General features: G+C 67.1%; 18 protein-coding genes and 3 tRNA genes. 11 read left to right on the top strand and 10 right to left on the bottom strand.

Annotation, left to right across the window (positions count from 1 at the left end; all coding sequences use genetic code 11):
• Nucleotides 1-84: 84 nt before the first annotated feature.
• Nucleotides 85-1,578: a GumC domain-containing protein gene (locus DA085_RS08840; protein WP_161958459.1), complete on the top strand. Its 1,494-nt coding sequence runs from the start codon at nt 85-87 to the stop codon at nt 1,576-1,578.
• A 19-nt stretch (nt 1,579-1,597) separates the two neighbouring features.
• Here DA085_RS08840 and DA085_RS08835 read toward each other — a convergent pair whose 3' ends face one another.
• Nucleotides 1,598-3,109, bottom strand: a complete 1,512-nt coding sequence (locus DA085_RS08835; RefSeq protein WP_109472583.1) for a flippase — start codon at nt 3,107-3,109, stop codon at nt 1,598-1,600.
• Between the two features lie 134 nt (nt 3,110-3,243).
• On the opposite strand from DA085_RS08835, the gene DA085_RS20935 reads away from it, so the two are divergent.
• The 3 genes from DA085_RS20935 to DA085_RS20930 all read left to right on the top strand — a co-directional run bounded on the left by DA085_RS20935 (nt 3,244) and on the right by DA085_RS20930 (nt 6,209).
• The gene (locus DA085_RS20935; RefSeq protein ID WP_154402142.1) at nt 3,244-3,978 is read left to right on the top strand and encodes a hypothetical protein; all 735 of its coding nucleotides are present in this window, start codon (nt 3,244-3,246) and stop codon (nt 3,976-3,978) included.
• A 19-nt stretch (nt 3,979-3,997) separates the two neighbouring features.
• The gene (locus DA085_RS08825; protein WP_237565395.1) at nt 3,998-4,897 is read left to right on the top strand and encodes a sulfotransferase family protein; all 900 of its coding nucleotides are present in this window, start codon (nt 3,998-4,000) and stop codon (nt 4,895-4,897) included.
• Between the two features lie 382 nt (nt 4,898-5,279).
• Nucleotides 5,280-6,209, top strand: coding sequence for a hypothetical protein (locus DA085_RS20930; RefSeq protein WP_154402141.1), 930 nt, complete (start codon nt 5,280-5,282; stop codon nt 6,207-6,209).
• Nucleotides 6,210-6,227: 18 nt separating this feature from the next.
• Here the strand turns inward: DA085_RS20930 and DA085_RS08815 are convergent, their stop codons facing one another.
• From DA085_RS08815 to DA085_RS08795, 5 genes are all read right to left on the bottom strand, one after another.
• Nucleotides 6,228-11,315: a PKD domain-containing protein gene (locus DA085_RS08815; RefSeq protein WP_109472579.1), complete on the bottom strand. Its 5,088-nt coding sequence runs from the start codon at nt 11,313-11,315 to the stop codon at nt 6,228-6,230.
• Between the two features lie 336 nt (nt 11,316-11,651).
• Nucleotides 11,652-12,623 (bottom strand): glycosyltransferase family 2 protein, encoded by a 972-nt coding sequence (locus tag DA085_RS08810; protein ID WP_237565394.1) that lies wholly within the window; start codon nt 12,621-12,623, stop codon nt 11,652-11,654.
• Between the two features lie 83 nt (nt 12,624-12,706).
• Complete coding sequence (locus DA085_RS08805) at nt 12,707-13,417, bottom strand: hypothetical protein (protein WP_109472578.1); 711 nt, start codon at nt 13,415-13,417, stop codon at nt 12,707-12,709.
• 303 nt (nt 13,418-13,720) lie between these two features.
• Entirely contained in the window at nt 13,721-14,707 is a 987-nt protein-coding gene (locus DA085_RS08800) for a sulfite exporter TauE/SafE family protein (RefSeq protein WP_202619155.1), read from the bottom strand.
• Nucleotides 14,708-14,833: 126 nt separating this feature from the next.
• Nucleotides 14,834-14,906: transfer RNA gene (locus tag DA085_RS08795), tRNA-Arg, on the bottom strand.
• Nucleotides 14,907-15,089: 183 nt separating this feature from the next.
• Between DA085_RS08795 and DA085_RS08790 the strand changes: the two genes are divergently transcribed.
• Together DA085_RS08790 and DA085_RS08785 are read left to right on the top strand one after the other, a co-directional pair.
• Nucleotides 15,090-16,910 carry a phosphoenolpyruvate carboxykinase (GTP) gene (locus tag DA085_RS08790; RefSeq protein ID WP_109472577.1) on the top strand — a complete coding sequence of 607 codons (1,821 nt, stop codon included), beginning with the start codon at nt 15,090-15,092 and terminating at the stop codon, nt 16,908-16,910.
• 197 nt (nt 16,911-17,107) lie between these two features.
• Nucleotides 17,108-17,335 carry a hypothetical protein gene (locus DA085_RS08785; RefSeq protein ID WP_109472576.1) on the top strand — a complete coding sequence of 76 codons (228 nt, stop codon included), beginning with the start codon at nt 17,108-17,110 and terminating at the stop codon, nt 17,333-17,335.
• Between the two features lie 77 nt (nt 17,336-17,412).
• Here the strand turns inward: DA085_RS08785 and DA085_RS08780 are convergent.
• Nucleotides 17,413-17,503, bottom strand: a tRNA-Ser gene (locus DA085_RS08780).
• Nucleotides 17,504-17,645: 142 nt separating this feature from the next.
• On the opposite strand from DA085_RS08780, the gene DA085_RS08775 reads away from it, so the two are divergent.
• Nucleotides 17,646-19,310, top strand: coding sequence for an LCP family protein (locus DA085_RS08775; protein WP_109472575.1), 1,665 nt, complete (start codon nt 17,646-17,648; stop codon nt 19,308-19,310).
• A gap of 294 nt (nt 19,311-19,604) precedes the next feature.
• Here the strand turns inward: DA085_RS08775 and DA085_RS08770 are convergent, their stop codons facing one another.
• A complete protein-coding gene (locus tag DA085_RS08770) occupies nt 19,605-19,808 on the bottom strand; it encodes a cold-shock protein (RefSeq protein ID WP_109472574.1) in 204 nt (67 codons plus the stop codon).
• A gap of 438 nt (nt 19,809-20,246) precedes the next feature.
• Between DA085_RS08770 and DA085_RS08765 the strand changes: the two genes are divergently transcribed.
• From DA085_RS08765 to DA085_RS08755, 3 genes are all read left to right on the top strand, one after another.
• A tRNA-Ser gene (locus DA085_RS08765) sits at nt 20,247-20,329 on the top strand.
• Nucleotides 20,330-20,404: 75 nt separating this feature from the next.
• Nucleotides 20,405-21,604, top strand: coding sequence for a MalY/PatB family protein (locus tag DA085_RS08760; protein WP_109472573.1), 1,200 nt, complete (start codon nt 20,405-20,407; stop codon nt 21,602-21,604).
• Nucleotides 21,605-21,676: 72 nt separating this feature from the next.
• Entirely contained in the window at nt 21,677-22,024 is a 348-nt protein-coding gene (locus DA085_RS08755; RefSeq protein ID WP_109472572.1) for a YtxH domain-containing protein, read from the top strand.
• 72 nt (nt 22,025-22,096) lie between these two features.
• Here DA085_RS08755 and epsC read toward each other — a convergent pair whose 3' ends face one another.
• Both epsC and cysK read right to left on the bottom strand, forming a co-directional pair.
• Nucleotides 22,097-22,726, bottom strand: coding sequence for a serine O-acetyltransferase EpsC (gene epsC, locus DA085_RS08750; RefSeq protein WP_109472571.1), 630 nt, complete (start codon nt 22,724-22,726; stop codon nt 22,097-22,099).
• Nucleotides 22,726-23,655: a cysteine synthase A gene (gene cysK, locus DA085_RS08745; RefSeq protein WP_109472570.1), complete on the bottom strand. Its 930-nt coding sequence runs from the start codon at nt 23,653-23,655 to the stop codon at nt 22,726-22,728. Before cysK ends, epsC begins: the two co-directional genes overlap by 1 nt.
• A 222-nt stretch (nt 23,656-23,877) precedes the next feature.
• Between cysK and DA085_RS08740 the strand changes: the two genes are divergently transcribed.
• A complete protein-coding gene (locus DA085_RS08740; protein WP_109472569.1) occupies nt 23,878-26,184 on the top strand; it encodes a heterodisulfide reductase-related iron-sulfur binding cluster in 2,307 nt (768 codons plus the stop codon).
• Nucleotides 26,185-26,210 lie beyond the last annotated feature (26 nt).

The raw sequence follows: 26,210 nt of genomic DNA, 5'->3' as shown, positions 1-26,210 counted from the left end.
CATCACGGGCTGCCTCACCGGGTGGTAGTGCCGACGTTAGGAGGGCAGATGACTCATACGGATGTCATACAGAGCGTCTCCCTGATGCACTACTTCGATGTCCTCCGTCGACGGTGGTTGACCGTTGTACTGTGCGCGGCCCTAGGAGCGGGCTCGGCGCTGGCGTACCTAGCCGTGGCCCCCAGACAGGTCACCGCCACGGCGGTGGTCAGCATGAACGTCATCAGCACTGATCCGTTCAATGCCTCACGCCCCGGCTCGGCCCTCATCGATACCGCTGGGGAGGCCCTCGTGGCCTCCTCCGCGTCGGTCTCCACCCTTGCGGCGGAATCCCTTGATGGACGCTTCACACCGAACCAGATCCGTTCGAGCATCGACGTCCGAGTCGTGAGTGACTCGACGATTCTGCGTATCGCGGCAACCCGCGAGGAGGCGGAGGAAGCTCAGACCATCGCAGATGCCACCGCCCAAGCGTTCTTGACGTACCGGTCCGAGCAGGCGCAGGCACGCATCGATCGCACCCTGACCGCGACGAGAGACCGGGTGGAACCGCTCCGCGAGGAACTCAGCCTCGCAAACTCGATACTCGCCGACTCGGCACCTGGGAGCTTGGAGGCAACACAAGCAGAGACGGACCGGACTCTCATCTCCTCTGAACTGACCTCGCTCTTCGACCAGGCGGCGACCCTAGAGGCCATTGATACGACAGGTGGCTCAATCGTCAGCCCAGCGCTCGGAAATCCTATGCAGTTCGAGCCTCAACGGAACTTGGTCATTGCAACAGGTGTACTTGCAGGCCTGGGAGTGGGCGTCTGTGCCGCGTTTGCCATGAACGCCCTTGCGGCACGGATTCGAGATCCCCAGGACGTCATCCAAAACGGTGGCCGTGTGGTGCTCGGGGAACTCGTCGAGCGGAGGGTCACCATCCCGCCGACCGCAGCCGACCTCGACGGGTTCCGCACCATCCGCGAGCGAATGCTGGCTGACTCCCAACTGGATGGCCATGTGGGCGTCTGCTCCGTAGTCGACCTCACGCCGGCCGAACACTCAGATGATGTCGCGCTGAATCTCGCCTATGTGATGGCTGCTTCGGGTGTTCCGACTGAATATGTCGCTCTGGGGATGCCTCCTGAGACAGTCGCCGACCTCACGACTGCCCTATCGATGCGTGAGGACTCAGAATCCGTGTCCTCGGGGAGGCGGTTCGTCTCTGACCACAACCCCACGTTTGCCCTGTATCTCGCCCCGCCCAGTGAGAACCTGGTCGACGATGAGCCCATCTCGCGCGCAGTACGGGAGGAGATCGAGGCGAGGGGTGACGACGTGCTCTTCATCCTGCGCGTTCCCTCGGGCACCGCCGGAGCGACTCGGCTCGCTGCGTACCGCCTGTCCGACACCACGGTCTTGCTTGCCGGGAGGGGCAGCACCTCGATGCGACAGCTCGCCGGTGCATCACAGGAGCTTCGCGGCCTGCGCAACAATGTGCTCGGGACCGTCCTGGTCCACCACAGCAGGCTGGCCGACCTCGAACCAGTGCGCCAACCCAGATCGGTCAGGGACCGCCTCGCCCGCACTTGAGCAGGTTAACAACTGCGCCTTAAGGTATCGATTGCGACCGGCTCTTCATGAGTTGGACGACGTCCGTGAGGTGAAAGCGGTCTCGCAGTGTTCCAACAGCCACCAGCCAGAGTCCGGCACCAAGGGCGCCCGCGAACAGGAGCGAAAGCCAGGACTGGCCGATCCAAGCTGAGGCGATGAGCCCCGGGCCAACAAAGGAGCCGAGACTCACCGCGGCGGCTAGGAATATGCCGGAACCTCCGATCCTCACACCGACGCGGCGCCGCACCTGATAGGCGGCCAGCCCCGTATCAACAAGCATGGCGAGGCACCAGGCGAACGCCGCCCCCTCGATTCCCCAGCGCGGCACGAGCACGAGCAGCCCGACAACGTTGATTCCTACAGCAATTGCCTTATTAACTGCAGCCCGGCCGCTGTGCCCGCTCATCAGGAGCACAGCCTGTACGTTTCCCGCGACGAGGATCAGCACCATGCCGGCGGAGAGTATAACCAGGGCCGCAGCTCCTTGGGTGAACTCTTCACCCATGAGTGACAGAACTGCTTCCCCGAAGCAGGCGAGCATGACGTAGATCGGGACACTCACGAGCATCACCCATTGAGTCGCCATCGTGTAGATGCGCTGCACCTGAGATAGATCACCTTGCCCGAGCATTCGACTGTACAGAGGGGCCACGACGATCCGGAGCGACGTGCTCAGGATGAGGCCGGCACCCACGACTCTTGTCGCCGCCCCGTAGAGTCCGGCAGCCTCAGGGCCCGCAAGGACCCCGACCACGACGACGTCAAGCCACAGCATTACCTGTTCGAGAATTGTGGCGACGGATCGAGGGAGCGCGAAGCTCCAGATCCTCAGTGTGAGCGCACGGTCTGCTAGAAGACGTCCCCTCGCGCCCGTGCGACGCTCGCCGCGTCGCACGGCCCTCGCCACCAAGGCCGCCAGCACCAGAGCTGCGACCGGGAACGGCATCACCCATGCGACTGCGGCCAGTGTCGCGCCTGCCCCCGCCCACGCTGCGAGCACCACCAGGAGTGGCCGCAGTGCCGGCACGGCAATATTGCCAACCGCAACGTAGATTCTGATCCCCCCCAGTCCTCGGCTCACCGCGAGTGCGATCGTGGCCACGGCCGCCACGGGCATAAACCACGCTGTGTATCTCAGCGCTTCCCCAAGGCCCGAGTCTGACGGATCCAGAACCGGAGCAAGAAGCACGAGCAACCCCGCGACAGCGAGGCCCAGAAAGAACGACGGCCACAAGAGGGCCACCACAGCCGGGCGCATTTCGTCACCGCGTTCGTCCGCGAGACGCGGCAACAGCCAGACGGCCGCAGTATCTAGCCCAGCTCGGGCGACGCTCAGCGCAATCGAGAAGGCCGCAACGACTTGCAGGACAACCCCTGCGCCCTCCGCACCGAGGACACGGCCCAGCACCATGACGAAGAGGAAGCCAGCGAGAGCACTGAAGGCTGCACCCGCGAAGGACCAAGCACCTCCGCGAGCCACCTCGCGGACAGCAGAGGGGATCACAGTCATTCGATGCGCCACCTCCTTACGAAGTCATTACCTATTGTTTACACGACCTAGAGACTCTAGGGTAGTGGTGTGCCGCGGCTCTCCGCTCGGGGAACACCTTTAAGCACAGACCGATACGGCGAAGGAGCGTGAGGATGGTAGACACATTGTCGCGAGCACGGATCTTGGCCGCGGTAGGAATCCTCACCGTGGCAACAGCCTCACTAGGCGCCTGCTCCACGGAAGAACCGCACGAGGGTGCGGCAGCGCCGAACCAGCACCAGCCCGTAGCAGTCGCTTCGACCGATCCGAGCGACGCGTCCGAAACTTCGGCACGGCTTCCCGTCGATACTCCGGAGCCGGACCCCGCCGACGTGACAGGTTCGGATGAGGAGGACCCCGAGGAGGGGACGACTGCAGTAGATGAGGCAAAGGTGCTGCCTGGCGTCGCCCCTGGCGTGCCGCCCCGAGACATCGACGAGGGCCAACAACTTGACGCGATGGCGGCACCGCTCGTCGCGGTGCAGGCTGAGGTACTTGCAAGCCCTGATGAGGCGGATCTCGACCAGGTTGTAACGGTGACGGACGGCCCGGCTGAGGGTCAGCTACTTGCGTCTATCGCAGAGTTTGAGAGTAACGGCTGGAGCCAGAAGGGAACACCACAAGTGATCTCTTCAACCGTGCAGTCCGTAGACCTGGACAACGTCCCACCAACGGTCGTGCTCGACGTATGCCTGGACCACTCTGGTGTAGACATCGTTGATGATGCTGGCGCGTCCATGGTCGACCCAGCAGCGGACAAGCGCGTTCTCACGACATTCACCATGCACTACCTGGGAGACCGCTGGGTGCTCCACGAGCAATCGTTTCCCGTAGAGGTGGAGTGCTGAACGGAGCGATGGGGTGTCAGTGGCTGATCTGAAGGATCGTTCCCCGCGGTGGGCGAAGGCTGTCGCGGGCTCGGTCACGCGCGCCTACGCCTTGAGAACCGCCGCCCTACGACCTGTCCCTGATTTTCTCGTGATCGGAAGCAAGCGGGGTGGCACGACGTCCCTGTTTCGGTATCTCTCCGATCATCCGGGCACCTTTGGCCTCTTCCCGCAACCGCGGGGCAAGAAGAGCACTGACTTCTTCTTCCCAGGTCAGCACCATCCCCGGCCTCGATCGGAGGAGTGGTACCGCTCGCACTTCCACACCGAGAACTACCGCCGGCTAGTTGCACGCCGGCTCGGATACCGTCCACTGTCCTTCGAGGCATCGCCCTACTACATCTGGGACCCCCGTGTGGCTGGGCGTGTCCGCGATATAGCTCCAGAAATCAAGGCCATCCTGGTCATCCGAAACCCGGTGCGTCGCGCCTGGTCCCACTACCAGGAGCGAGTCCAGAACGGGGTTGAGCCGCTCACGTTCAAGCAAGCGCTGGCCGCTGAGTCAGATCGCCTCGACGGTGAACTTGACCGAATGCTGGTCGATCCGCGCTACTACAGTCGAGCGTTCGACTGGTACTCCTACCGCAGCCGTGGCGAGTACCTTCCCCAGATCATGAATTGGCACGCTCACTTCCCAGCCGATCAGTTGCTCGTCCTACGCAGCGACGACCTCTACAGAGACACACAACGCACCATGGACCTTGTCTGTAACTTTCTCGCCCTCCCGACGCACCGCATGCAGTCGACGAAACCGTTCAACTCGACGTGGAGAACCACTGAGGCCGTCCCCACCCAAGAAGGTCAGGAACTTGCTGACCACTTCAAGGTGCACAACCTCCTGCTCGAGGAGTACCTGGAAACGAGACTCGGTTGGTCATGATGCACACACGGACGATGCTCGGTCCCGCGCGGAACACGGGTGCCCATCGATAATGGACATTATCGATGGAACGGGCCACACAGGTCTCGATCTTCTCTGCCGTCATCTCTGGGCCCCCTGGGTCGCCAAGGACCGGATCCGACTCGTACTCAATGGTCCGGCAGGCGACTGTCCCGGAAGAATTCTCCAGGACTACTGGGTTGTGCCGTCACGTCAGTCTCCGGAAATCCTCATCCCGGCCGATTCCCGCAGGCTCACGAGCAGAGTTCTTCTGTCGTATCGAAAGCTCCGGACACCACGGAGCCGTCTTGCACGCAGCACCCTTGGAGCCCTCGCCCGCGCGGGCGTCCAGCCCTCTTTTGATCGCCTGAGGGTCGAACGCGTGACGTCAGCCACTGAGGGTGCGGCACTCGATCCGGTCAGTCATATCGGCAAGGCTCTCGGTCTCCCCGGCGTTCGCGCCGCAATCGGAGTCCGCCGAGGAGCCAATGCGAAAGCTTCTCTGCACCTCTTCGGCGCCGATGGGGTACCGATGGGACTGGCAAAGGTCTCATGGAATGTCTTGACTCGCGAGTACGTCACGACCGAGTCCCGGGTGCTCGCCGAACTCGGAGGCAAGGCAGGAACAGTGCGCACCCCCCTCCTGAGTGCTTCCGGATCGCTCGGACGCGAGCACTACCTGGTGGCCGAACCCTTACCGCATCACGTTGCGCACTCCGGCGGGCCGGCGGGCCTATCGCTCCGCGAGCTGACCGGGATGTTCGCGATCACGCGGTCGGACCAACCCACCCGATCTGCCCAGCTCCTGACCGCCTCACGACGTTTGAGAGCGACGCTGCCGATAGTTGGAGCACCGGCAATGCACGAGGCTTTCGAAGCGCTCTGGGCCGCTCTGCTGGAGACTTCCACAAGGGTCTCCATCGCCGAACGCTGGCACGGAGACCTCGTGCCCTGGAACCTTGGGAGGGACGCTGATGGCCAGGCTTGGCTGTGGGACTGGGAGTCCAGTGAGGCAGATGCGGTCGCTGGTCTGGACGCCATCCACTGGACCATCCACTCACAACCCGGTTGGGAGCGCCAGAGCGTCGCATCAAACCTTCGCAAAGCGCGTCCCGCAGTCGAGATCGTCCTGTGCGCCCTGGGGCACGGCCGGCAGCAGCAGCGCGTGGTCTGCGCGACCTACGCCCTAACCATCGCTGCGCGCATGGCCGATCTAGCTGCTGCACACGGCGACTGGCAGCGGGTCCGCATCAGTCAAATGCAAGCCACCGATCTTCTCCGTCTGGGGAAGCAGATCCTCACCGAGGGTTAGCGCGCTCCGTCGCACATCTCAGAAACTGGTCAGTTCAGCTTCGAGTTCGAAGCTGACGTCCGGCGTGGAGCGATATCCCAGGTGCGTGCTCGCCGCCACCACATTCGTGCCAGCCACGAGCAGGTCGGTAGGCACCTGGACCACCAACGGGTCAGCGTTGGCGGCATCCACCCGCCGGCTCGATGCGGCATACGTCAGATGAGACACCGTGCCGTCCCGCATGTTGTGACGACCGACCTCCACACCGTTGACGTACACGACCACACCATCATTGGCCACGGTGTCCAGCTCCAACTGAACCACCTTACTCGGATCCGAGACCTCGAAGTCCGTGGCAAAGTAGGCCACCCGCGGTCTGTCACTCGTCGGACCATCGATATCGATATCGGTCTGGACGGCAGCAAAACCCCAACCCAGCGGAGCCCCACCGACCTGCCAACCCGACCTGTCACCATCCACCGCCGCCCAGTCCACGGCCGGCGCCGCCGCACCGTAGTACCACTCCCACGACGCATCCCGCGCAACAACCGTCGCCGCCACCGGCTCGGCCCCATCGGAGACAGTGACCACCTGGGAGGCCTCATCGGTAAGACCTGCGGCATCAGCAACAGTCAATGTGACCGTGTAGACACCCGACCCTGCATAGGTATGGCCAGCGGTGACACCGCTTGCGGTTGCTCCGTCACCGAAGTCCCACTCGTAGGAGCTCAGGCCCCCCTCCGGGTCCGATGAGCCTGAGGCGTCCACGGAGATGGTCAAGCCGTCGACCGACCCCTGGAACTGTGCAGCGGGTGACTGATTGACCGGCCCTGACTGCAGGACTGTGAGTTCGGCATCGAGTTCGAAGCTGACGTCCGGCGTGGAGCGATATCCCAGGTGCGTGCTCGCCGCCACCACATTCGTGCCAGCCACGAGCAGATCGGTCGGCACCTGGACCACCAACGGGTCAGCGTTGGCGGCATCCACCCGCCGGCTCGATGCGGCATACGTCAGATGAGACACCGTGCCGTCCCGCATGTTGTGACGACCGACCTCCACACCGTTGACGTACACGACCACACCATCATTGGCCACGGTGTCCAGCTCCAACTGAACCACCTTACTCGGATCCGAGACCTCGAAGTCCGTGGCAAAGTAGGCCACCCGCGGTCTGTCACTCGTCGGACCATCGATATCAATATCGGTCTGGACGGCAGCAAAACCCCAACCCAGCGGAGCCCCACCGACCTGCCAACCCGACCTGTCACCATCCACCGCCGCCCAGTCCACGGCCGGCGCCGCCGCACCGTAGTACCACTCCCACGACGCATCCCGCGCAACAACCGTCGCCGTCACCGGCTCACTGCCCTCCGCGACGTTGACCTGCTCTGTGTGCGTGCTGCTCCCGGAACGGTCGTCCGTCACGGTCAGCGTCACCTCGTACGTGCCCGGGCCGGCATATAGGTGCGATGCCGTCACCCCATCACCGGAGGACCCGTCACCGAAGTCCCAGGTGTAGGAGGCAATGGTCCCGTCGGGGTCCGATGACGAGGATGCGTCCACCTGAACCTCAGCGCCGCTGGTCGCCGCCGTGAAAGCTGCCGTCGGAAGCTGGTTCGGCGCTTCAACGGTCACGTCGATGGTCTTCGTACTCGCTCCTCCGTCATTGTCCGTGACGGTGAGCTCGACCGTGTACGTGCCCGACACGAGATACGAGTGGGTCGTCGACTCACCCGTCGCCGTGCCACCATCACCGAAGGACCACTCGTAACTCTCAATGACCCCGTCGGAGTCCGCGGACACAGAGGCGTCAACAGCGACGCTCAGGCCGTTCTCGGCCACGATGAAGTCCGCGGTGGGCAGCTGGTTCGGTAGTTGTGCTGTGCCCAACGCATGGTGCGTGGCGACCTGCTCCGCCGTCAACACGGATTCGTACACCGCTGCCTCGTCGAGGGTCGCGTTCACGAACCGGCTCGAACCGCTCCAGACGTTGTCACCACCGATGCGCCAGTACCCGGTGTAGTTCTCGTTGTCGGTCTGCGGGTTCGTCGCTCGGAGGACACCGTCGACATACAGCTTCATGCCGTCGGAGCCCTGTGTCGCGACGACGTGGTGCCACTCGCCATCGGTGTAACTGCCGGTGGTGGTTGCCGTGTTCTGAGTTCCGGTCCAGGCACCGAAGCTGAGCCTGCCGTCATTCTCCAGCCACACGTGTCGGTCGTAGCTGCTGCTCAGACCAGACGGAGCACGCCCGAATCCGATCAGCTTGCCGCCCCGGTCCGTGGTCGACTGGAACCAGACCTCGAGTGAGTAGGCGCCCGGGTCCGTCACCGCTTCCCGTGCAACGACGTGCCCATCGACACCATCGAAACCCGCTGCAGGGTCATTGTTGCTGGCGAGTGCACCCTGCTGGCCGCGTGTGACGCCACCAAAGTACTCACCGGCACGATCATTTCCGCTGTAGTCTTGTGCGAAGGAACCGCTGCCCTCGTTGAGGCGCCAGTACAGATATGGCTCGTCGTCGTGGATGCCTGCGCCGTAGGCGTCGGTCGGCTCAGGGATCGAGAGATCAAGGGTTTCCGAGACCGAGCGGTAGGTTCCGCCGTCGTCGACCACCGTGAGCCAGACCGTGTATATGCCGCTGGTGGCGTAGTCGTGGGTGACTGACATCTGATCGCTGGTCGTGCCGTCACCCAGGTCCCACAAGTAGCTCACGACGGCGCTGTCGTCCGTGGAGGACGACGCATCCAGGCTGACCTGGAGACCGTTGACGGTCTTTTCGATCACGGGCACCGGTGCGGGGTTCCCGTCTCCGGTGGCAAAGACCGGTGTGCTCGCCGAGACGTTCCCTGCAGAGTCCTCTGCCCGGACGAAGAACCTGTTCGCTCCCGCCTTGGGCACGGTAATAGCCGTGCTCGCGGTGGTCGCGATCACGCGGTCGTCTCGCAGGACTTGGTAGCGGCTGAAGCCCCCGCTGGCTGCGTCCCACGCCAGACGGACCGTCGTTTCGGTTTGCGTCGTCGCACGTAGGTTGCTCGGGGCCGCAGGCGCGGATGCGTCGGCAGCTGGGAAGCGCGCCATTCCACCTAGCCAGCGATAACCAGCGGTTGTCCTTCCTTGTGTGATGTCCCCGCCGGCCCAGACTGTGCCGTCCTCAGCCACCTTGATAGCCCAAATTCCCGATCCCAGACGCATTTGCAGGTCTGGAACGAAATGCGGCGTCACGTCGCCATCGTCAGCGTCCCACGCTGCCAACCAGCCGATGGCGTCGGCCTGGGTCCAACTGCTGCCCACAGAGGGCCAGGTGTAGGCATTCGTGTAGTTGAAATGGTTACAGTGGCAGCCCGCGTACAGCTGCCCGAATCCTGAGCTCACCGCCTGGAAGTCTCCATGTTGCTTGGTGATATTGCCCATGAGCCTCTGGTACGTACTTGTGGAGAACTGGAAAAGGCTGTGTTCAGAGCCGCCTACCCAGACCTTGTCCCCCACCTGGTCAATGCCCTGCTGGTAATTGGCTCCAGCACTCCAGGTCGGGGTCCAGGGAGTCGGGTCCAACTGACCAGTTTCAACCATGACGGCAGCGGCACTGATTGCCGTAGCTCCCCGCGAGGCGCTGAAGAACCCAGCGAAATAGACCCGGTCCCCATCCTCGGCTGGGTCCAGATCAACGACTGTGCCGTTGAACTCCGGGTTCCACGCGTTCGGCCACCCGTTGCTCACGGCGACGCGCCCAGCCGCCCTCGCATAGACCCGCCCTGATCCATCCGGTCTCGTCAGGTGAGTAAAGGCACCGCCCAGGTACAGGTAGTCGTCCTTCACCGCGATAGAACGCACGTCTACTGTCCCTACGGACAGGTTGTTCTCGATCCGCGGACCCCACCCTGGCACCGTGTCGCCACTCCCAGGATCTAGCGCGACCAGCCCCTGGACGCCTTGACCGTTGACCTGGGTAAACCGCCCCCCGACCGCCAGGTTGCCGTTGGGTAGGGCAGCCAGGGTGCGGACTGCCTCGTTGAGGTCCGGTGAGAAGCTCGGGAGGTAGGCCCCCGTCCTGGCGTCGAAGGCCGCGAGGAAAGACTGCTCCACGCGGCCGGCCCCGCTCGCGTCCTGTTGCACGTAGCGGAAGTTCCCTCCCACGTACATCACGCTGCCGATCTGCTCGAAGGCCTGGACCTCGACCTGGCCCTCTCCGGACGTGCTTCCGGCCAGGCCGTTGACCCCCCACGGGCTCGCCTGCGCGGTCGATTCGGCGACACTCACGTTCTCGATCGGCTCGGTGCCTCCGTCAGGGACCGCCGTGAAGTGCAGGTCCTCGCTCATCAGCATGGGACGGAGGTAGATCTCGGTGTAGGGCCGGGCCGCACCGACTCCCGCTGCGCGCGACCAGAGGTAGGTGTCGGAGCTGGAGGTGCCCGTCACCAGAGATCCGTAGGCGAAGCCCCAGGTATACGACTGGTTGGACGAGATGGAGGTGGTCACCCGACGGTAGGCGTTGTCAGCTCCGAAGTTGCTGGTGCCGCCTCCAGAACCCGTCACACCATCGAAGGAGTAGGTATTGACCTGGTGCTCGGCTCCCATGGTCCACACCCAGCGGTCACGATTCCGGATTCCGAACCGAACCTCCTGCCAGGTGGTGCCACCGATGTCCATTGCACGGCGCAGACGGATCGTGTCCGGCAGGTCCATCACGCGACCACCGTTGAGCAGGTCATCGATCGTCGGTGACGGCAGCTGGACCATAGTTGAGGGTGCGGGATCTGCGGTCAGCATCGCGCTCGGATTGCCTTTGCCCAGGTATGCCGCGTCCCACGAATGCCGGCCCACGGCGATGCGAACCCACCCGCCACCGTCCGTCGTCATGTCACACCAGAACCGCTCGGGAGCCGTCATCTCGGGGGTGAGCAACCAGTACGCACCATCGGGCGAGCCCGGATGCAGCTGGATGATCTCCCAGCACGAGGCTGCGGCGACGTCCGCGCTGAGACCGGTGCGGGTCGAAGGATCGACCAGTGCCAGGGCTGCGACCTCGCTTGGCGAGTCGTCGGGCGCTGCGGTCACGGGTCCGACACCGAGCACGCTGAGGATGAGGCCGAGAATTCCGACGAGTGCGACGCTGCACTTGTTCACGAGTGACTCCTAAGCGCCGCAAGGCGCAAGCTCTGTTCGGGCTGAAGCTGCGGTTCACTGGATCGCTATCCACCCGAACCGGATGGCGCATCCGTGGAGCGCTGAGCGGCATGATCCCCGCGAAGCGCTCTGACTGCTGACTGCCTTCGTTTCACGGGCAGGCGCAAACAGGTAAGCACTTTGCATGTCTTAAGTAATGTGACAGTAAAGGCAACGCCTAGTTCTGTCAACGGACACGTCGTGCGAAACGTCACGCAGGTGCGTTACCACAGGGCTTGCACGGCTCGGGCGCGCCACAGCGAGCGAAGGAGCGGTGGGACCCCCCACGGGTATGGTTCAGAGGCCCCGCCCGCGGGAGTTCGCGAGGCGCACCAGTGTCTCGGCAGGGGCGAGTCCGGACGCCACCGCGAGTGCGGCCCAGGCCCTGGGCTGGCGCGCGTCGCGCCGGAGGGCCGCCCGCGCCCAGGCGAGGGCGTGCTGTCGCTCACCCATGGCCGCGTGCGCGAAGGCCACCTGGCTCGCCATGCGAGCCAGTCCCCTCGGCTCCCGCTCGAACTCGGGATACTTCTGGATCAGGTAGGTCAACCCGTCGATGAGGCCCTGCCACTTCGAGGTGAAGAACGAGGGTCGGTCCCAGTAGACGTTGACCACCGGGTCCGTCACGTTGATGAACTGGCCGTTGCGGGTCAGCCGGAGCAGAAGGTCCCAGTCCTCCCCGTACGAGCCCGGCAGTGCCTCGTCCACCAATCCCACCCCGTGGCTGAACTCGTCGCGGCGCAGCAGGAATCCTGAGGAGGGGATGGAGAACGTTCGGGATCTCAGGAAGTCGTCGAAGTCTAACGCGGGGGGCGCGTAGCGGGTGCGGACGCCGTCGTGTGTCTTGAGGACCATCCCGGTCCCCACCCCCACGGCGCCGGGTTGTTCCTTCCACAGGTCAACCTGGCGCTGCAACTTTGACGGCACCCACTCGTCGTCATCGTCACAGAAGGCGATGAGCTCACCGGACGCCTGCAGTATCCCCGAGTTGCGGGCACCGGCCAGGCCAGGAGTCCGCGTGTTCGGTATCCCCCGCAGGGCAAGATCACCTTCGGCGGCGATGTCGTCCAGGGGCTCGACCGCCGACCGGTCGAAGACCACGATGACCTCAGTGATGTTGGAGTAGGTCTGTTGCTGGAAGCTCCGGATCGCGCGACGTAGGAGCGCTGGCCTGTCCCGCGTGGCCACGATGACAGAGACCGTCGGCAGCCAGTCGCCCTCGGCTGTGGAGGCGCCGGGGTCAGGGACCCCAGCTCCCGAGATGTTGCTCACTGATCTACCCTTCCTGGCGCCAGCGCTCGCGGCCGTCGATAGTGCTGTGACCGTAGCGTGGAACTCGCCCGACCGGAAGGGCCTCAAGCAAGGTCGATGATGAGCTCCGGATTCGCGAGCCGGCCGTTGAACTGATCCGTTGCCGAACGGATGACGGCCCCGTTCGCTGCCAGCTTCCCGCCCAGTGCCAACGGGATCTCCGGCCGAGTCCAGGCCACGGTGCCTGTCGCGCCGTGCCCCGTGGTCACACTCTGGCCGGGATCGCTGCCCTGGTGGAACTCCGTCACGGTCAGGACGACGTCGTCTCCCCGCCGCGAGCACTCAGCGCGGTACCAGCGCTCGGGAACGACCTTCTCCTGCGCCCTCACCTCCACCGCACCCGCCGACCCCGCGATCCGGCAGTTGGGCCTCCCGCGGTCGAGCTCCAGCTTGAACTGGCTGGGGTCGGAGGCGAGCCCTCGCTGGAGCATGTTGTCGCCGTTGTCGAGTTTGCGGTCCGCCGAGACGGGGTCCACCCAGAAGTCGATGCCGAACCTGAAGTCAGCGTCACCCGGGGCGAGCGCATCAGGTGACGTGTCCGTGGTCGTGATGGCGACGACGGCCCGAGGATACGGGCCGTCGGGTACGAACTCCGGCATCCGCAGGCTGAGATCATCGGACCGCCCCTCGGCGAGACGGATGTGCCCACCCTCCAGCGTGGCGATGCTCACCTCGATATCCACTCCGCCGAACTGCGCCAGGTGCGACCCGAGCAGGTCCCCGGCGAGCGCGTCCTGGCGGATGCGCAGGTCCACTTCGGGCGAGGCCGTGGGGTCGGATTCGCTGGCAGGAGTGGGTGGAGTCGAGGTTGCCGCATCCGACGACGGTGTGGTCGCAGGTGCGGGACCGGTGGTCGAGACCGCCTCCTCCGGACCCGTCGCGGTGACCCGGTCGGCCTCGGTGGCGCCGACCCGCCCTCCCGGACCTCCGTCACTCTCCGCGCACGACGTCAGGGCAGTGAGGGCACAACCGAGGACGAACGCTGCGACCAGCGCGCGCGGCGGCCTTCTGTCTGCCCGGGACCGACGCGAGTCGTGAGAGCTTGCCACTCGCGCAGTCTAGGGCTCGGGAGCGACGGGGTCCTCTGAATCCGCCAGGGCCCTCGGTTGGAGCTCCGGCGCAGAGCGCACCGGCCACTCGTGCCTGCCGAACACCGCGCCGTAGAAGGCGGGCCTGCCGTGGGCTCGTCGCACGGCGCCCCAGAGCAGCGGCCCCAGGATCACCATCGCCGCACCGAGGATGCCCACGAGCACGGGAGGCACCCCGACCATGGCCAGTCCCGTCAGGGTCAGCACGATCGCGATGCCGCGCCGGATCACTCCCGGCGGCACCCAGCTCGCCAGCTGAGCGCCCAGGTAGGTCCCTGGCATCCCCCCGATCAGGAGCGGGAGCAGGATCGACCAGGTGACGCCCGTGACGATGACGTGGCTGAAGGCGGCCGCCAGCACGAGAGGGATCGCCTGGAGGAGATCGGTGCCCACGAGCCGCACCGCGGTGAGAGTCGGGTAGAGCAGCAGCAGGCTCACCATGATCAGGGAGCCCGCCCCGACGCTCGTGATCCCGACGAGCAGTCCACCGAGCATGCCGACCGCCAGCGTCGCGAGCGGTCGGAGCCTGGGGTTGGGCTCGGAGCCGGGCGGCCGGGAGCCGCGTAGCTCGAAGTACACCCGGCTGATGAAGGTCGCTGAGGTGAGCAGGAGGGCCAGTCCGATCGCCATCCTGACGAAGGTCTGCTGGCTCTCCTCGGCCCCGATCCGGTCGATGATGAAGGCTCCGGCGAAGGCAAAGGGCACCGAACCGGCGATGAGGAGCAGTGCGAGCCTGACGTTGGGTGAGCCGTGCTTCCAGTGCACGGCGGCCCCCACGGACTTGTTCGCCGCCGCGGCCACGAGGTCGTTGGCGACCGCGGTGGTGGGCGGGATCCCCAGGAAGATGAGGGCCGGGGTCATCAGGGCGCCGCCGCCCATCCCCGTGAGACCCACCACGATCCCGACACCGAAGCTCACAGCGAGCAGCGCGGCCGCGTCGTAGGTCAGGAGGTCCACGAGTTCCCCACGCGTTCCGCACCGATCACCGGTGCAGTGTGGCAGGCAACGGTCGGGTAAGGGAAGAGTAAAATGCGAAACGCCCCCGGCATCCCGGAGGCGTTCGCGTTCTGTCTCAACACAGAGCGCGCCCGAAGGGATTCGAACCCCTAACCTTCTGATCCGTAGTCAGATGCTCTATCCGTTGAGCTACGGGCGCACGACAGCCGACCTGACGTCGGCTGCGAGGGACCACGATACCGGAGGTCACACTCTCGCACGAAATCAGGGTTGGCCCTGGTGATCGAAGTCACCAGGAGGCCGACGTGACCCACCAGCAGGGCAGCGTTAGGTTGGCTACGAGGGCTGGCAGAGTGGCCGGCCAGGATTCGGGAGCGCCAGCATGTCCATGACCAGCACCTACGGGACCACCCGTCATACCGAGCTTGCGACGTGGGTGGAGGAGGTGGCTGCCCACACCCGCCCGGACCAGGTGGTCTGGGTGACCGGCAGCCCCGAGGAGAGCCGGGAGATCAACGGCCAGCTGGTCGAGGCGGGGACCTTCGTGCCGCTCGCCGAGGACAAGAAGCCCAACTCCTTCTACTGCGCCTCCGACCCCGACGACGTCGCGCGCGTTGAGGACCGCACCTACATCTGCTCCGTGGATGAGAAGGACGCCGGACACACCAACAACTGGATGGACCCGGCACAGATGAAGGCGACCCTGGAGCCGCTCTTCGACGGCTGCATGACGGGTCGGACGATGTATGTCATCCCCTTCGTGATGGGGCACCTCGAGGCCGACCAGCCGATGTTCGGCGTGGAGATCACCGACAGCGCCTATGTCGTCGCCTCGATGCGCATCATGGCCCGCGTCGGCACGCCGGTCCTGGAGAAGATGGAGGAGCTGCAGGCCGACTACGTCAAGGGGCTGCACTCTGTGGGCGCGCCGCTCGCCGAGGGTGAGGCCGATGTGCCCTGGCCGTGCAACGAGACCAAGTACATCGTCCACTTCCCCGAGGAGCGGGCGATCTGGTCCTACGGCTCCGGCTACGGCGGCAACGCCCTGCTGGGCAAGAAGTGCTACGCGTTGCGCATCGCCTCGGTCATCGCCCGCGACGAGGGGTGGATGGCCGAGCACATGCTCATCCTCAAGCTCACCAGCCCCGAGGGGAAGGTCCACTACATCGCCGCGGCGTTCCCGTCGGCCTGCGGCAAGACCAACCTGGCGATGCTGGAGACGACGCTGCCCGGCTGGAGGGCGGAGACGGTCGGCGACGACATCGCCTGGATGCGGTTCGGCGCGGACGGCAGGCTGTATGCCGTCAACCCGGAGTTCGGTCTGTTCGGCGTGGCGCCGGGCACCGGTTACGGCACCAACCCCAACGCCATGCGGACCATCGAGCGCGGCAACTCGGTCTTCACCAACGTCGCGCGCACCGACGACGGCGACGTCTGGTGGGAGGGCATGACCGCGGACGAGCCGGCGCACCTGATCGACTGGCACGGCAACGACTGGACCCCTGCCGACGGCGAGGCGGGCACCACGGCCGCCCACCCCAACAGCCGCTTCTGCACACCCATCGAGCAGCTGCCCACGCTGGCGCCCGAGTACCACGAGCCCAACGGCGTCCCGATCTCGGCGATCCTCTTCGGCGGCCGGCGCAAGACCACGGTCCCGCTGGTCACGGAGGCCCGCGACTGGCAGCACGGCACGTTCTTCGGGGCGACGCTCTCCTCGGAGACGACCGCCGCAGCCACCGGTCAGGTCGGCGTGGTGCGCCGCGACCCGATGGCCATGCTCCCGTTCATCGGCTACAACGCCGGCGACTACCTCGGGCACTGGCTGGACGTCGGCAAGCAGCACGACGAGTCCCGGATGCCGAGGATCTACCTGGTCAACTGGTTCCGCCGGGACGCCGACGGCGGCTTCGCCTGGCCCGGCTTCGGCGAGAACACCCGCGTGCTCAAGTGGGTCGTGGAGCGCCTGGAGGGCTCCACCGGCGCCGAGGAGACCCCGATCGGGTTCACCCCGCGCCCCGAGGACATCGACGCCACCGGCCTAGACCTCACCCCCGAGCAGCTGGCGGCGGCCCTGGCCTTCGACGCCGACGAGTGGCGGGCCGAGCTGCCACTGATCCGCGAGTGGTTCGACAAGTTCGGCGACTCCCTCCCCCAGCAGCTCGAGGACGAGCTGGACACCCTCACCCAGCGCCTCACCTGATCGTCGTGGCCGGCCCGGCGACCTGTCGTATGACGGGCCGCCGGGTCGGTCTGTCCGTTCGCCTCTGGCGGCCTGCGTTCTCGTATGACGAGTCGCCGGGTCGGTCTGTCCGCCCACCTCGACAGGTCCCACCATTCGTGCAGGCAGGCCTCAGGAAGCGGTGGGACGATTGAGGGATCTATGCCAAGGAGATTCCGATGATGATCGAGTCACCCGAGCCCACCGGCACCACCGGCCGCGTGCCGCTGTCCGCCGACGAACCGGCGCCGCCCGGCAACAACCTCGCGGACCTCGTCGACGAGATGGAGGACCGCGTGCTCCACGGGGCGGCGGAAGAGGCCCAGCAGGAGAAGGAGCAAACCGACGCCGAGGAGGAGGCTCCCGCGCCGGAGGACGTCGACCCCAGTGGCGGCAAGCCCGTCTGAGGGACGAGAAAGACCCCCGGACGCTGCCCGAGGGTCTGACTCAACTGCTGGGGCGTGTCGCGAGCGACACGCTGCGGCGGAGGCGGAGGGATTTGAACCCTCGATGGGGTTGTAGCCCCAAACCCGCTTAGCAGGCGGGCGCCATAGACCAGACTAGGCGACGCCTCCAGTCCCACCGGATACCCTGTCGCGGAACGCCGATCAGGCTACCTGTGGGGGGACGGCTTCACCAAACCACCGGCACGCGCGCGGCATCCCGGAGCCGGCCGGACGCGTGCGACAGAATGAACACATCCCGTGGAAGGCACGCATGACCAACGAGAACGACCCCGGCGGCGAGGCTCCTCGCCGTGGGACCCGACCCGCCGGCGAGGCGCACGGTCGGCGCGGGAGCCTGCCCGGTGATGGCACCTTCGTGGCGCACCGCACCCGGGCCTCGCGCCTCGCTGCCCAGACCAACCAGGGCGTGGGCCGCGCCTACGGACTGACCGCCCTGGGGACGGTGCTCCCCGGCGCCGGCCTCGTCCTCACCCGCCGCCGGCTCATCGGCATACCCCTGCTGGCCCTGGCCATCGGCTCGGCACTCGGCGTGCTGATCTATCTCATGAGGAACGGCGCGTTCCGCTCCGCGCTCGACCTGGCCGCCCGCCCCGACGTGCTGCGCACCCTCGCCACGGTGCTCATCGTGGGCGGCCTCATCTGGATCGGCTCCATCGTGCTCACTGCCCTCACGGCCAGGCCACGCCGGATGACGCCCGCGCAACGAGGCGGTCTGACGGCCTTCACCGGCCTGATGTGCCTGTTGGTCGTGGCACCCACGGCGGTGGGCCTGCGCTACATCGACGCCCACAACCGGGCGGTCGAAGACATCTTCACCGGATCGGGGAACCGTCCCGTCGCTGACGGCTCGCCCTCGGTCGGCCCCGACCTGGAGCACCCCGATCCGTGGGCCAGCTTCCCCCGGGTCAACGTGCTGCTGCTCGGCTCGGACGCCGGTGACAACCGCGACGGCGTGCGCACCGACTCCATGATCGTCGCGAGCATCGACACGGTGACCGGCGACTCGGTGCTCTTCGGCATCCCGCGCAACCTGCAGAAGGTGCCGATCCCCACGAACAGCCCGCTGTACAAGCGCTACGGCCCGGCCTACGACTGTGGCGACGAGTGTCTGATGAACGGCATCTGGACCGCCGCCGTCGCCCTCCACGAGGAGAACCCTGGATGGTTCGCCGGAGACCCCAACCCGGGACGCACAGCGACCCGTCAGGTGATCTCCACGATCATCGGTCAGCCGATCCACTACACGGTGATCATCGACCTCAAGGGCTTCGAGGCCCTGGTCGACGCCATGGGCGGCGTGGACATCAACGTGCAGGAGCGCGTGCCGATCGGCGGCAAGACGTGGACCGACGCTGCCGGCAACTCGCAGCTGATCGAGGGGAGCGAGAGTGGCTGGATCGAGCTCGGCCCCCAGCACCTCGACGGTCATGAGGCCCTGTGGTACTCCCGCTCCAGGGTGACGACGGACGACTTCTCCCGCATGCGGCGCCAGCGCTGTGTCGTGGGCGCCCTCGTCGAGCAGGTCAACCCCGTCACGCTGCTGCAGCGCTACCCCGCCATCGCGGCGGCCGCCGGCGACAACATCACCGTCGACATCGACCAGGCGGAGCTGCCCGCGTGGGCCGAGCTGGTTGAGCGCGTGCAGAGCGGGACCATGAAGAGCCTGCCGTTCACGGCCAAGAACACCAACACCGTGGACCCCGACTACACCGGCATCCGCCGCGAGGTCTACCTGGCTCTGCACCCGCAGCCCGAGCCGACCGCCGAGGCCGGCGACTCCGGGGAGGCCACCGAGTCCCCCGCGGAGGAGACGACCGAGGAGCCCACGACGGAGGAGCCGACCGATGAGGTCACCGACGAGGCACCGTCGACCCCGGAGACCGACGAGCTGGCCGAGATCGGCACCGTCTGCTGAGGCAGGGGACCGCCGGCGCCGCAGCGCTCTGCACCTGACGTCGCATACGACACCTTCTGCAGAGCCGTGTGCTGACCCCCGCCGCAGCGCTCTGCACCTGACGTCGCATACGACACCTTCTGCAGAACCGTGCGCTGACCCCCGCCGCAGCGCTCTGCACCTGACGTCGCATACGACACCTTCTGCAGAGCCGTGAGCGGCCAAGGCCCCCGGACATGACGAGGCCCCCGAGTCCAACAGGACTCGGGGGCCTCGCTCAGGCTTGGTGGCTGAGGATCAGCCGCCGATCTGCTCTCAGACCGGGCGGACAGCCTCGGCCTGCGGGCCCTTGGGGCTCTGCGTGACCTCGAACTCGACCCGCTGGGCCTCCTCGAGGGACTTGTAGCCGTTGCTCTCGATGGCCGAGTAGTGGACGAACACGTCCGGGCCACCGCCATCCTGCGCGATGAAGCCGAAGCCCTTTTCCGCGTTGAACCACTTCACGGTTCCCTGTGCCATGGGACAATCTCTCTCTGCTGTGCGATCAACCCCCGCACCTCGCGGGGGCCGGCTGAGATGAAACCCCCCACTACCGGGACCATGCCCGACCTGCTGACCATCTGTCGTGCCCTGGGGCGTGACTCATGCTCGACCTGCGAGGAACTGCAACTGCAACCACATGAACGGTAGCAGCATCTGAACCAAAAGTCGCCTTTGCACAGGCCCCCTTCCACCCGCATCTGCGCAGGTAGTCGCGATATTGACCAGCCCCTGAGACGATCCTGACCCTGCGGTCACCCGCTCGCTACCTGGCTGTCAGTCAGGAGTCAGCCGCCTGCTGGCGGTCGCCTGGGCGCCGGCTGCACGGCAGCGGTATGCCGTAGCTCGCCGGCCGTTCGCACGTGCGGCGGGGGGAATGGGACAATAGGGGACGAGCCGGCCTCCGGCCCGGCTCATGGAGGGTTCGCATAGTGGCCGAGTGCAGGCGCCTTGAAAGCGCCCGACGGAAACGTCCGTGGGTTCAAATCCCACACCCTCCGCCCAGCGCGCACGGACATCCGTGCAGGTCAGCCACCCCCGCGGTGCAGCCCCCGCACCCTCGCTAACCTGGTCCCATGACCGTGGCCAACCCCCTGGAACAGCTCACCGAGGCAGACCTGCGCGAGCAGCGCACCAGCGTGAAGTGGCGGGCCTTCCCACCCGACGTCCTGCCCCTCTGGGTCGCCGAGCAGGACTCGGTCCTGGCCGAGCCCGTGGTCCGCGCCGTCGTCGACGCCATGCACCGCGGGGACACCGGCTACGTGGCCTCAGGGCAGGACTATGCGGAGGCCCTTGCCTCCTTCGCCGTCGACCGGTGGGGCTGGACGCCCGACACCGAGCACACCGCGATCGTGCCGGACGTGATGATCGGGGTCACCGAGCTGCTCCGGCTCGTCACCGGTCCCGGGGACAACGTGGTCGTCAACTGCCCGGTGTACCCGCCGTTCTACGCCTTTGTGCGCAGCATGGACCGGCGCATCGTCGAGTCACCCCTGACACCGGAGCTCCGTCTCGACCTCGATGACCTGGCCCGCGCCTTCGGTGAGGCGACCGCGGGAGGCCGGCGAGCGGCATACCTGCTCTGCAGCCCGCACAACCCGACCGGCACCCTGCACACCGCCAGCGAGCTCGAGGCGGTGGCCGCCCTCGCGGAGGAGCACGGGGTCCGGGTCGTGGCCGACGAGATCCACGCACCGCTGGTCTACAGCGGCCACACGTTCGTGCCCTACCTCAGCGTGCCCGGCGGCGAGCGCGGGATGTCGATGATGTCCGCCTCCAAGGGCTGGAACCTCGCCGGCCTCAAGAGCGCCCTGGCGCTCGCCGGGCCCGAGGCGTGGGGGGACCTGGCACGGCTGCCGGAGGAGGTGGGGCACGGGGCGAGCCACCTCGCGGTGCAGGCGCACGTCGCCGCCTACCGCGACGGCGGCATCTGGCTGGACGCCCTCCTGGAGGGTCTCGACGGCAACCGCCACCTGCTCGCCGACCTGCTCGCCGAGCACCTGCCCCGGGTCGGCTACCGCGTGCCGGACGCGACCTACCTGGCGTGGCTGGACTGCCGTGGGCTGGGCATCGAGGACCCACCGCTCGAGCCGGGGCTGGTGTCGCTGAGCGTCGGCCCGGCCGCGATGTTCGCGGCCACCGCGAAGGTCGGGCTGAGCGCCGGCACCGCCTTCGGGACGGGCGGGTCCGGCCACGTGCGGCTCAACCTCGCGACGTCGCAGGCGATCCTCACCGAGGCCGTCGAGCGGATGGGCCGGGCGGCTGCCGACCACTGACTTCGCGTGGCGACCGGGTGCGCACCTCGCTAGTGTCGACAGCGATGGCATGACCACCAGAAGGGAGCACTCATGCGCAAGTTGATGTTCATCATCGGAGCCGGCGTCGGGTACATCCTCGGGGCCAAGGCGGGTCGCGAGCGGTACGAGCAGATCAGCGAGCAGGCGAGCAAGGTCTGGGGCAACCCGAAGGTCCAGTCGACGGTCGAGGACGTGAAGGCCCAGGCTCCCAGGGCCGCCTCCGCGGTCGCCGGGTCAGCAAAGGACATCGCCGACCAGGCCCGTGCCAAGGTGACCGGTCACGAGACGACGGGCCTGTCGGGCGACTACGAGAACGCCACCGGCAGCTGGGACAGCCGGACCGGCACCGCCTCCGTCGACGACTCCTCGTTCGGCCCGGGTGGCGACAAGCTGCCCTGAGCTATCCCGGTCGCGGATCCGCTGCTCGTCACCACTCGGTGGTGACGAGCAGCGCTTCCGCTCTCGCACGGGTCAGATCCAGAGCGCGGGGTCCGCGAACAGGGGGTCCGCCTCCCCGCCGCGGGGCATCCGGGTCGTCGCGGGCACGCCGACCGCTGTCGCGCCCGCGGGGACGTCCTTGACGACCACCGCGTTGGCGCCGACCTGGGCGTGGGCACCGACGGTGATCGGCCCCAGCAGCCGTGCGCCGGCCCCGAGCACCGCGCCGGACTCCACCGTCGGGTGCCGCTTGATCTTGGCGTTGGCCCGCCCGCCCAGGGTGACCGCGTGATACATCATCACGTCGTCCCCGATCTCGGCGGTCTCCCCGATCACCACACCCATCCCGTGGTCGATGAACAGCCGCCGCCCGATCTGGGCCCCCGGGTGGATCTCGATGCCGGTCGCGGCGCGCGAGGCCTGTGACAGCAACCTCGCGGGGAGCCGGGCACCGCGGGTCCACAACGCGTGCGCGACCCGGTGGGCCCACACCGCGTGCAGCCCGGGCGAGGCCAATCCCATCTCGAGCCGGCTGTCGGTGGCCGGGTCCCGGTCGATGGCCGCGTCGATGTCCTCGCGGACGCGCCCCGCCGCCGCACCCACCTCCTCGGTGACCCGGGCCCACACGGAGCGGCCGCGGCCCCGCAGAGCGCCCGGGGCCATCAGTCGGTCAGTCCCTCGAAGAGGACCGTCGACAGGTAGCGCTCCCCGAAGTCCGGCACGATCGCCACGATCGTCTTGCCCGCGTGCTCCTCGCGCCCGGCCAGCTCGAGAGCGGCCCACACGGCTGCACCCGCGGAGATGCCCGCGAGGATGCCCTCCTTGGTGGCCAGGTCGCGGGAGACCCGGACGGAGTCCTCCAGGGAGGCGTCGAGGACCTCGTCGTAGAGCTCGGTGTCCAGGATCTCCGGGACGAAGTTGGCTCCCAGACCCTGGATCTTGTGCGGTCCGGGCTGACCACCGTTGAGGATCGGGCTGTCGACCGGCTCGACCGCGACGATGCGCACATCGGGCTTCTGCTCGCGCAGGTAACGGCCGGCCCCGGTGATCGTGCCGCCCGTCCCGATGCCGGAGACGAAGATGTCGATGTCACCCTCCGTGTCCTCCCAGATCTCCGGCCCGGTCGTCGTCTGGTGGATACGCACGTTGGCCTCGTTGGCGAACTGGCGGGCGCGCACACCGCCCCGCTCCTCGGCGATCTCCTCGGCCCTGGCGACGGCACCCTTCATCCCGTCGGCGCCCGGCGTCAGCACCAGCTCGGCCCCGTAGGCGCGCAACAGCGCACGGCGCTCACGGCTCATCGTGTCCGGCATGGCCAGCACGACGTTGTAGCCGCGGGCGGCACCGACCATGGCCAGCGCGATGCCGGTGTTGCCTGACGTGCCCTCGACGATCGTGCCACCCGGCTGCAGCGCCCCCGCCTCGACCGCGGCGTCGATGATGGCCGCGCCGATCCGGTCCTTGACGGAGTTGGCCGGGTTGCCCGACTCGAGCTTGACCAGGACAGTGGCGCCGAGCCCCTCGGTCAGGCGGTTCAGACGGACCAGGGGGGTGCGGCCGATGGCCTCGGTGATGTCGTTCTTGACGGGCACGAGAGATCGCCTTTCGTTGCGGGGGTCCGGCGGCTCACCGGACAAGGGCCTTCACAGGTTATAAGTCCTCATAGGACACGTTATTCCCCGGGCTCGGGCCCGCCCGAACACCAGCGGAAGGGGCGGGCCCGACCACTCGCACCCGGCCGCGCGGGCGGGCGCGCCACTCGCCAAACGGGATGTAGGCGGAGCCGCCGATCCGGGCACCCCTAGAATCTCCCCATGTCACCGGTGCAGATCCTCGCCATTGTCGTCGGGTTGGGCGTCACGCTCGTCGCGGTCGCCCTGTTCGTGCGCACCATCGCCGGCTTCGTGGCCAAGTTCCGGCTCGGCCAGCCGACGACGGGACGCACCGACGACCCGCTGGCCCGGACGGTGACACTCGTCCGCGAGTTCCTCGGTCACACCCGGATGGCCCGCAAGCCGCTGGTCGCGTTCGCCCACTGGTTCGTGATGCTCGGGTTCATCCTGCTCACCACGACCCTCGCCACGGCCTACGGGCAGCTGTTCGACCCCCGGTTCGCTCTTCCCCTGATCGGCCACTGGCCGCCCTACATCTGGCTGGCCGAGCTGTTCGGGTGGGGCACCCTCATCGGCATCGTCGCGCTGATCATCGTGCGCCAGCGCCTGCACCCGCGGGGCCTGGAGCGCAGGAGCCGGTTCTGGGGCTCGACCTTCTGGCAGGCGTATGTCGTGGAGTTCGTCATCCTGGGCGTGGGCCTGTGCATCGTGCTGCTCCGCGGCCTGGAGTTCGCGCTCGGCAGGGCCACCGGCGCCGAGTGGGCGGACTTCGTGCACTTCCCGACGACCGGCTGGGTCGGGAGCTTCTTCGACGGCCTGTCGGTCGGGGCCCTGGAGACCACCATCGTCCTGGTGGCGATGGTCAAGATCCTCATCTCGATGGGCTGGATGATCACCATCGCGGTCACGCCCACCATGGGCGTGGCCTGGCACCGGTTCCTGGCCTTCCCCAACATCTGGTTCAAGCGGCACGCCGACGGCCGCACGTCGCTGGCCGAGCTACAGCCCATCACGGTGGACGGCGCGCCGCTGGACTTCGAGAACATCGAGGAGCTGGACGAGGACGCCGCCCTGGGCGTCGGCAAGGTCGAGGACTTCACCTGGAAGGGCCTGCTCGACTTCTCCACCTGCACCGAGTGCGGCCGCTGCCAGGAGCAGTGCCCGGCCTGGAACACCGAGAAGCCGCTGTCCCCCAAGATGCTGGTGATGAACCTCCGCAACCACCACCACGCCAAGGCGCCGTGGCTGATGGCCTCGGAGGAGGCGCGCGCGGCCGCCGGTGACGGGTCCGCGGCGGCGAGTGGCGGCATACCGCAGTCCGCGGTCCTCGAGGCCCAGCGTGAGCTCGTCGGTGCCACCGAGGGTGACCCGACGGTCCCCTCCGGGGGTGCGGTCATCGACCCCGACGTGATCTGGTCCTGCACCACCTGCGGCGCCTGCGTCGAGCAGTGCCCCGTCGACATCGAGCACGTCGACACGATCGTCGACCTGCGCCGCTACCAGACGCTCATCGAGTCGGCCTTCCCCAGCGAGCTCGGCGGACTCTTCAAGAACCTGGAGAACAAGCAGAACCCGTGGGGCATGTCGGCGCGCGCCCGGATGGACTGGGCCAAGGACCTGCCCTTCGAGGTCAAGATGGCCGGAGCGGACGTCGAGGACCTGGACGAGGTCGACTACCTCTTCTGGGTCGGCTGCGCCGGGGCCTACGAGGACCGAGCCAAGAAGACCACCCGCGCCGTGGCCGAGCTGCTCCACACCGCGGAGGTGAGCTTCGCGGTGCTGGGCGACGGTGAGACCTGCACCGGTGACCCGGCACGCCGGGCGGGCAACGAGTTCCTCTTCCAGATGCTGGCGCAGCAGAACGTCGAGGTCCTCAACGAGGTCAACGCCACCAAGATCGTGGTCACCTGCGCCCACTGCTTCAACACCATCAAGAACGAGTACCCACAGCTCGGCGGCAAGTACGAGGTCGTGCACCACACGCAGCTGCTCAACCGCCTCGTGCGCGAGAAGCGACTGACCCCGGTCGCGCGACCAGACCAGGCCGACACCTCGGGAGTGGCCTCGACCGCGGAGAGCGTGACCTACCACGACCCGTGCTACCTGGGCCGGCACAACGGCGTCTACTCACCCCCCCGGGAGCTGCTCGGCGCCCTGCCCGGCGTCGAGCTGCGCGAGATGCCGCGCTCCGGCGAGAAGTCCTTCTGCTGCGGCGCCGGTGGCGCCCGCATGTGGATGGAGGAGAAGCTCGGCACCCGGATCAACGTCAACCGGACCGAGGAGGCCCTCGCCACCGGTGCCGACCGGATCGCCATCGGCTGCCCGTTCTGCCGCGTGATGCTGTCCGACGGGCTGACCCAGAAGCAGTCCGAGGGCGCCCGCGAGGAGGTCGAGGTGGTCGACGTCGCCCAGATGCTGCTCGCCGCCGTGCGGCGCGGACAGGGCGGTGAGGACGCCGAGGCCGAGGCGACACCCCAGCCCGACCCGGAGCCGGCTCCGACCGTCTGAGTCCCCGGTGCGTCGCCTCCGGTCGC

The organism is Ornithinimicrobium cavernae, assembly GCF_003121625.1.
Taxonomy (GTDB): Bacteria; Actinomycetota; Actinomycetes; order Actinomycetales; family Dermatophilaceae; genus Ornithinicoccus; species Ornithinicoccus cavernae.
Note: the sequence above shows the minus strand (reverse complement) of the source record. Positions and strands in the feature narration are given on the sequence as shown.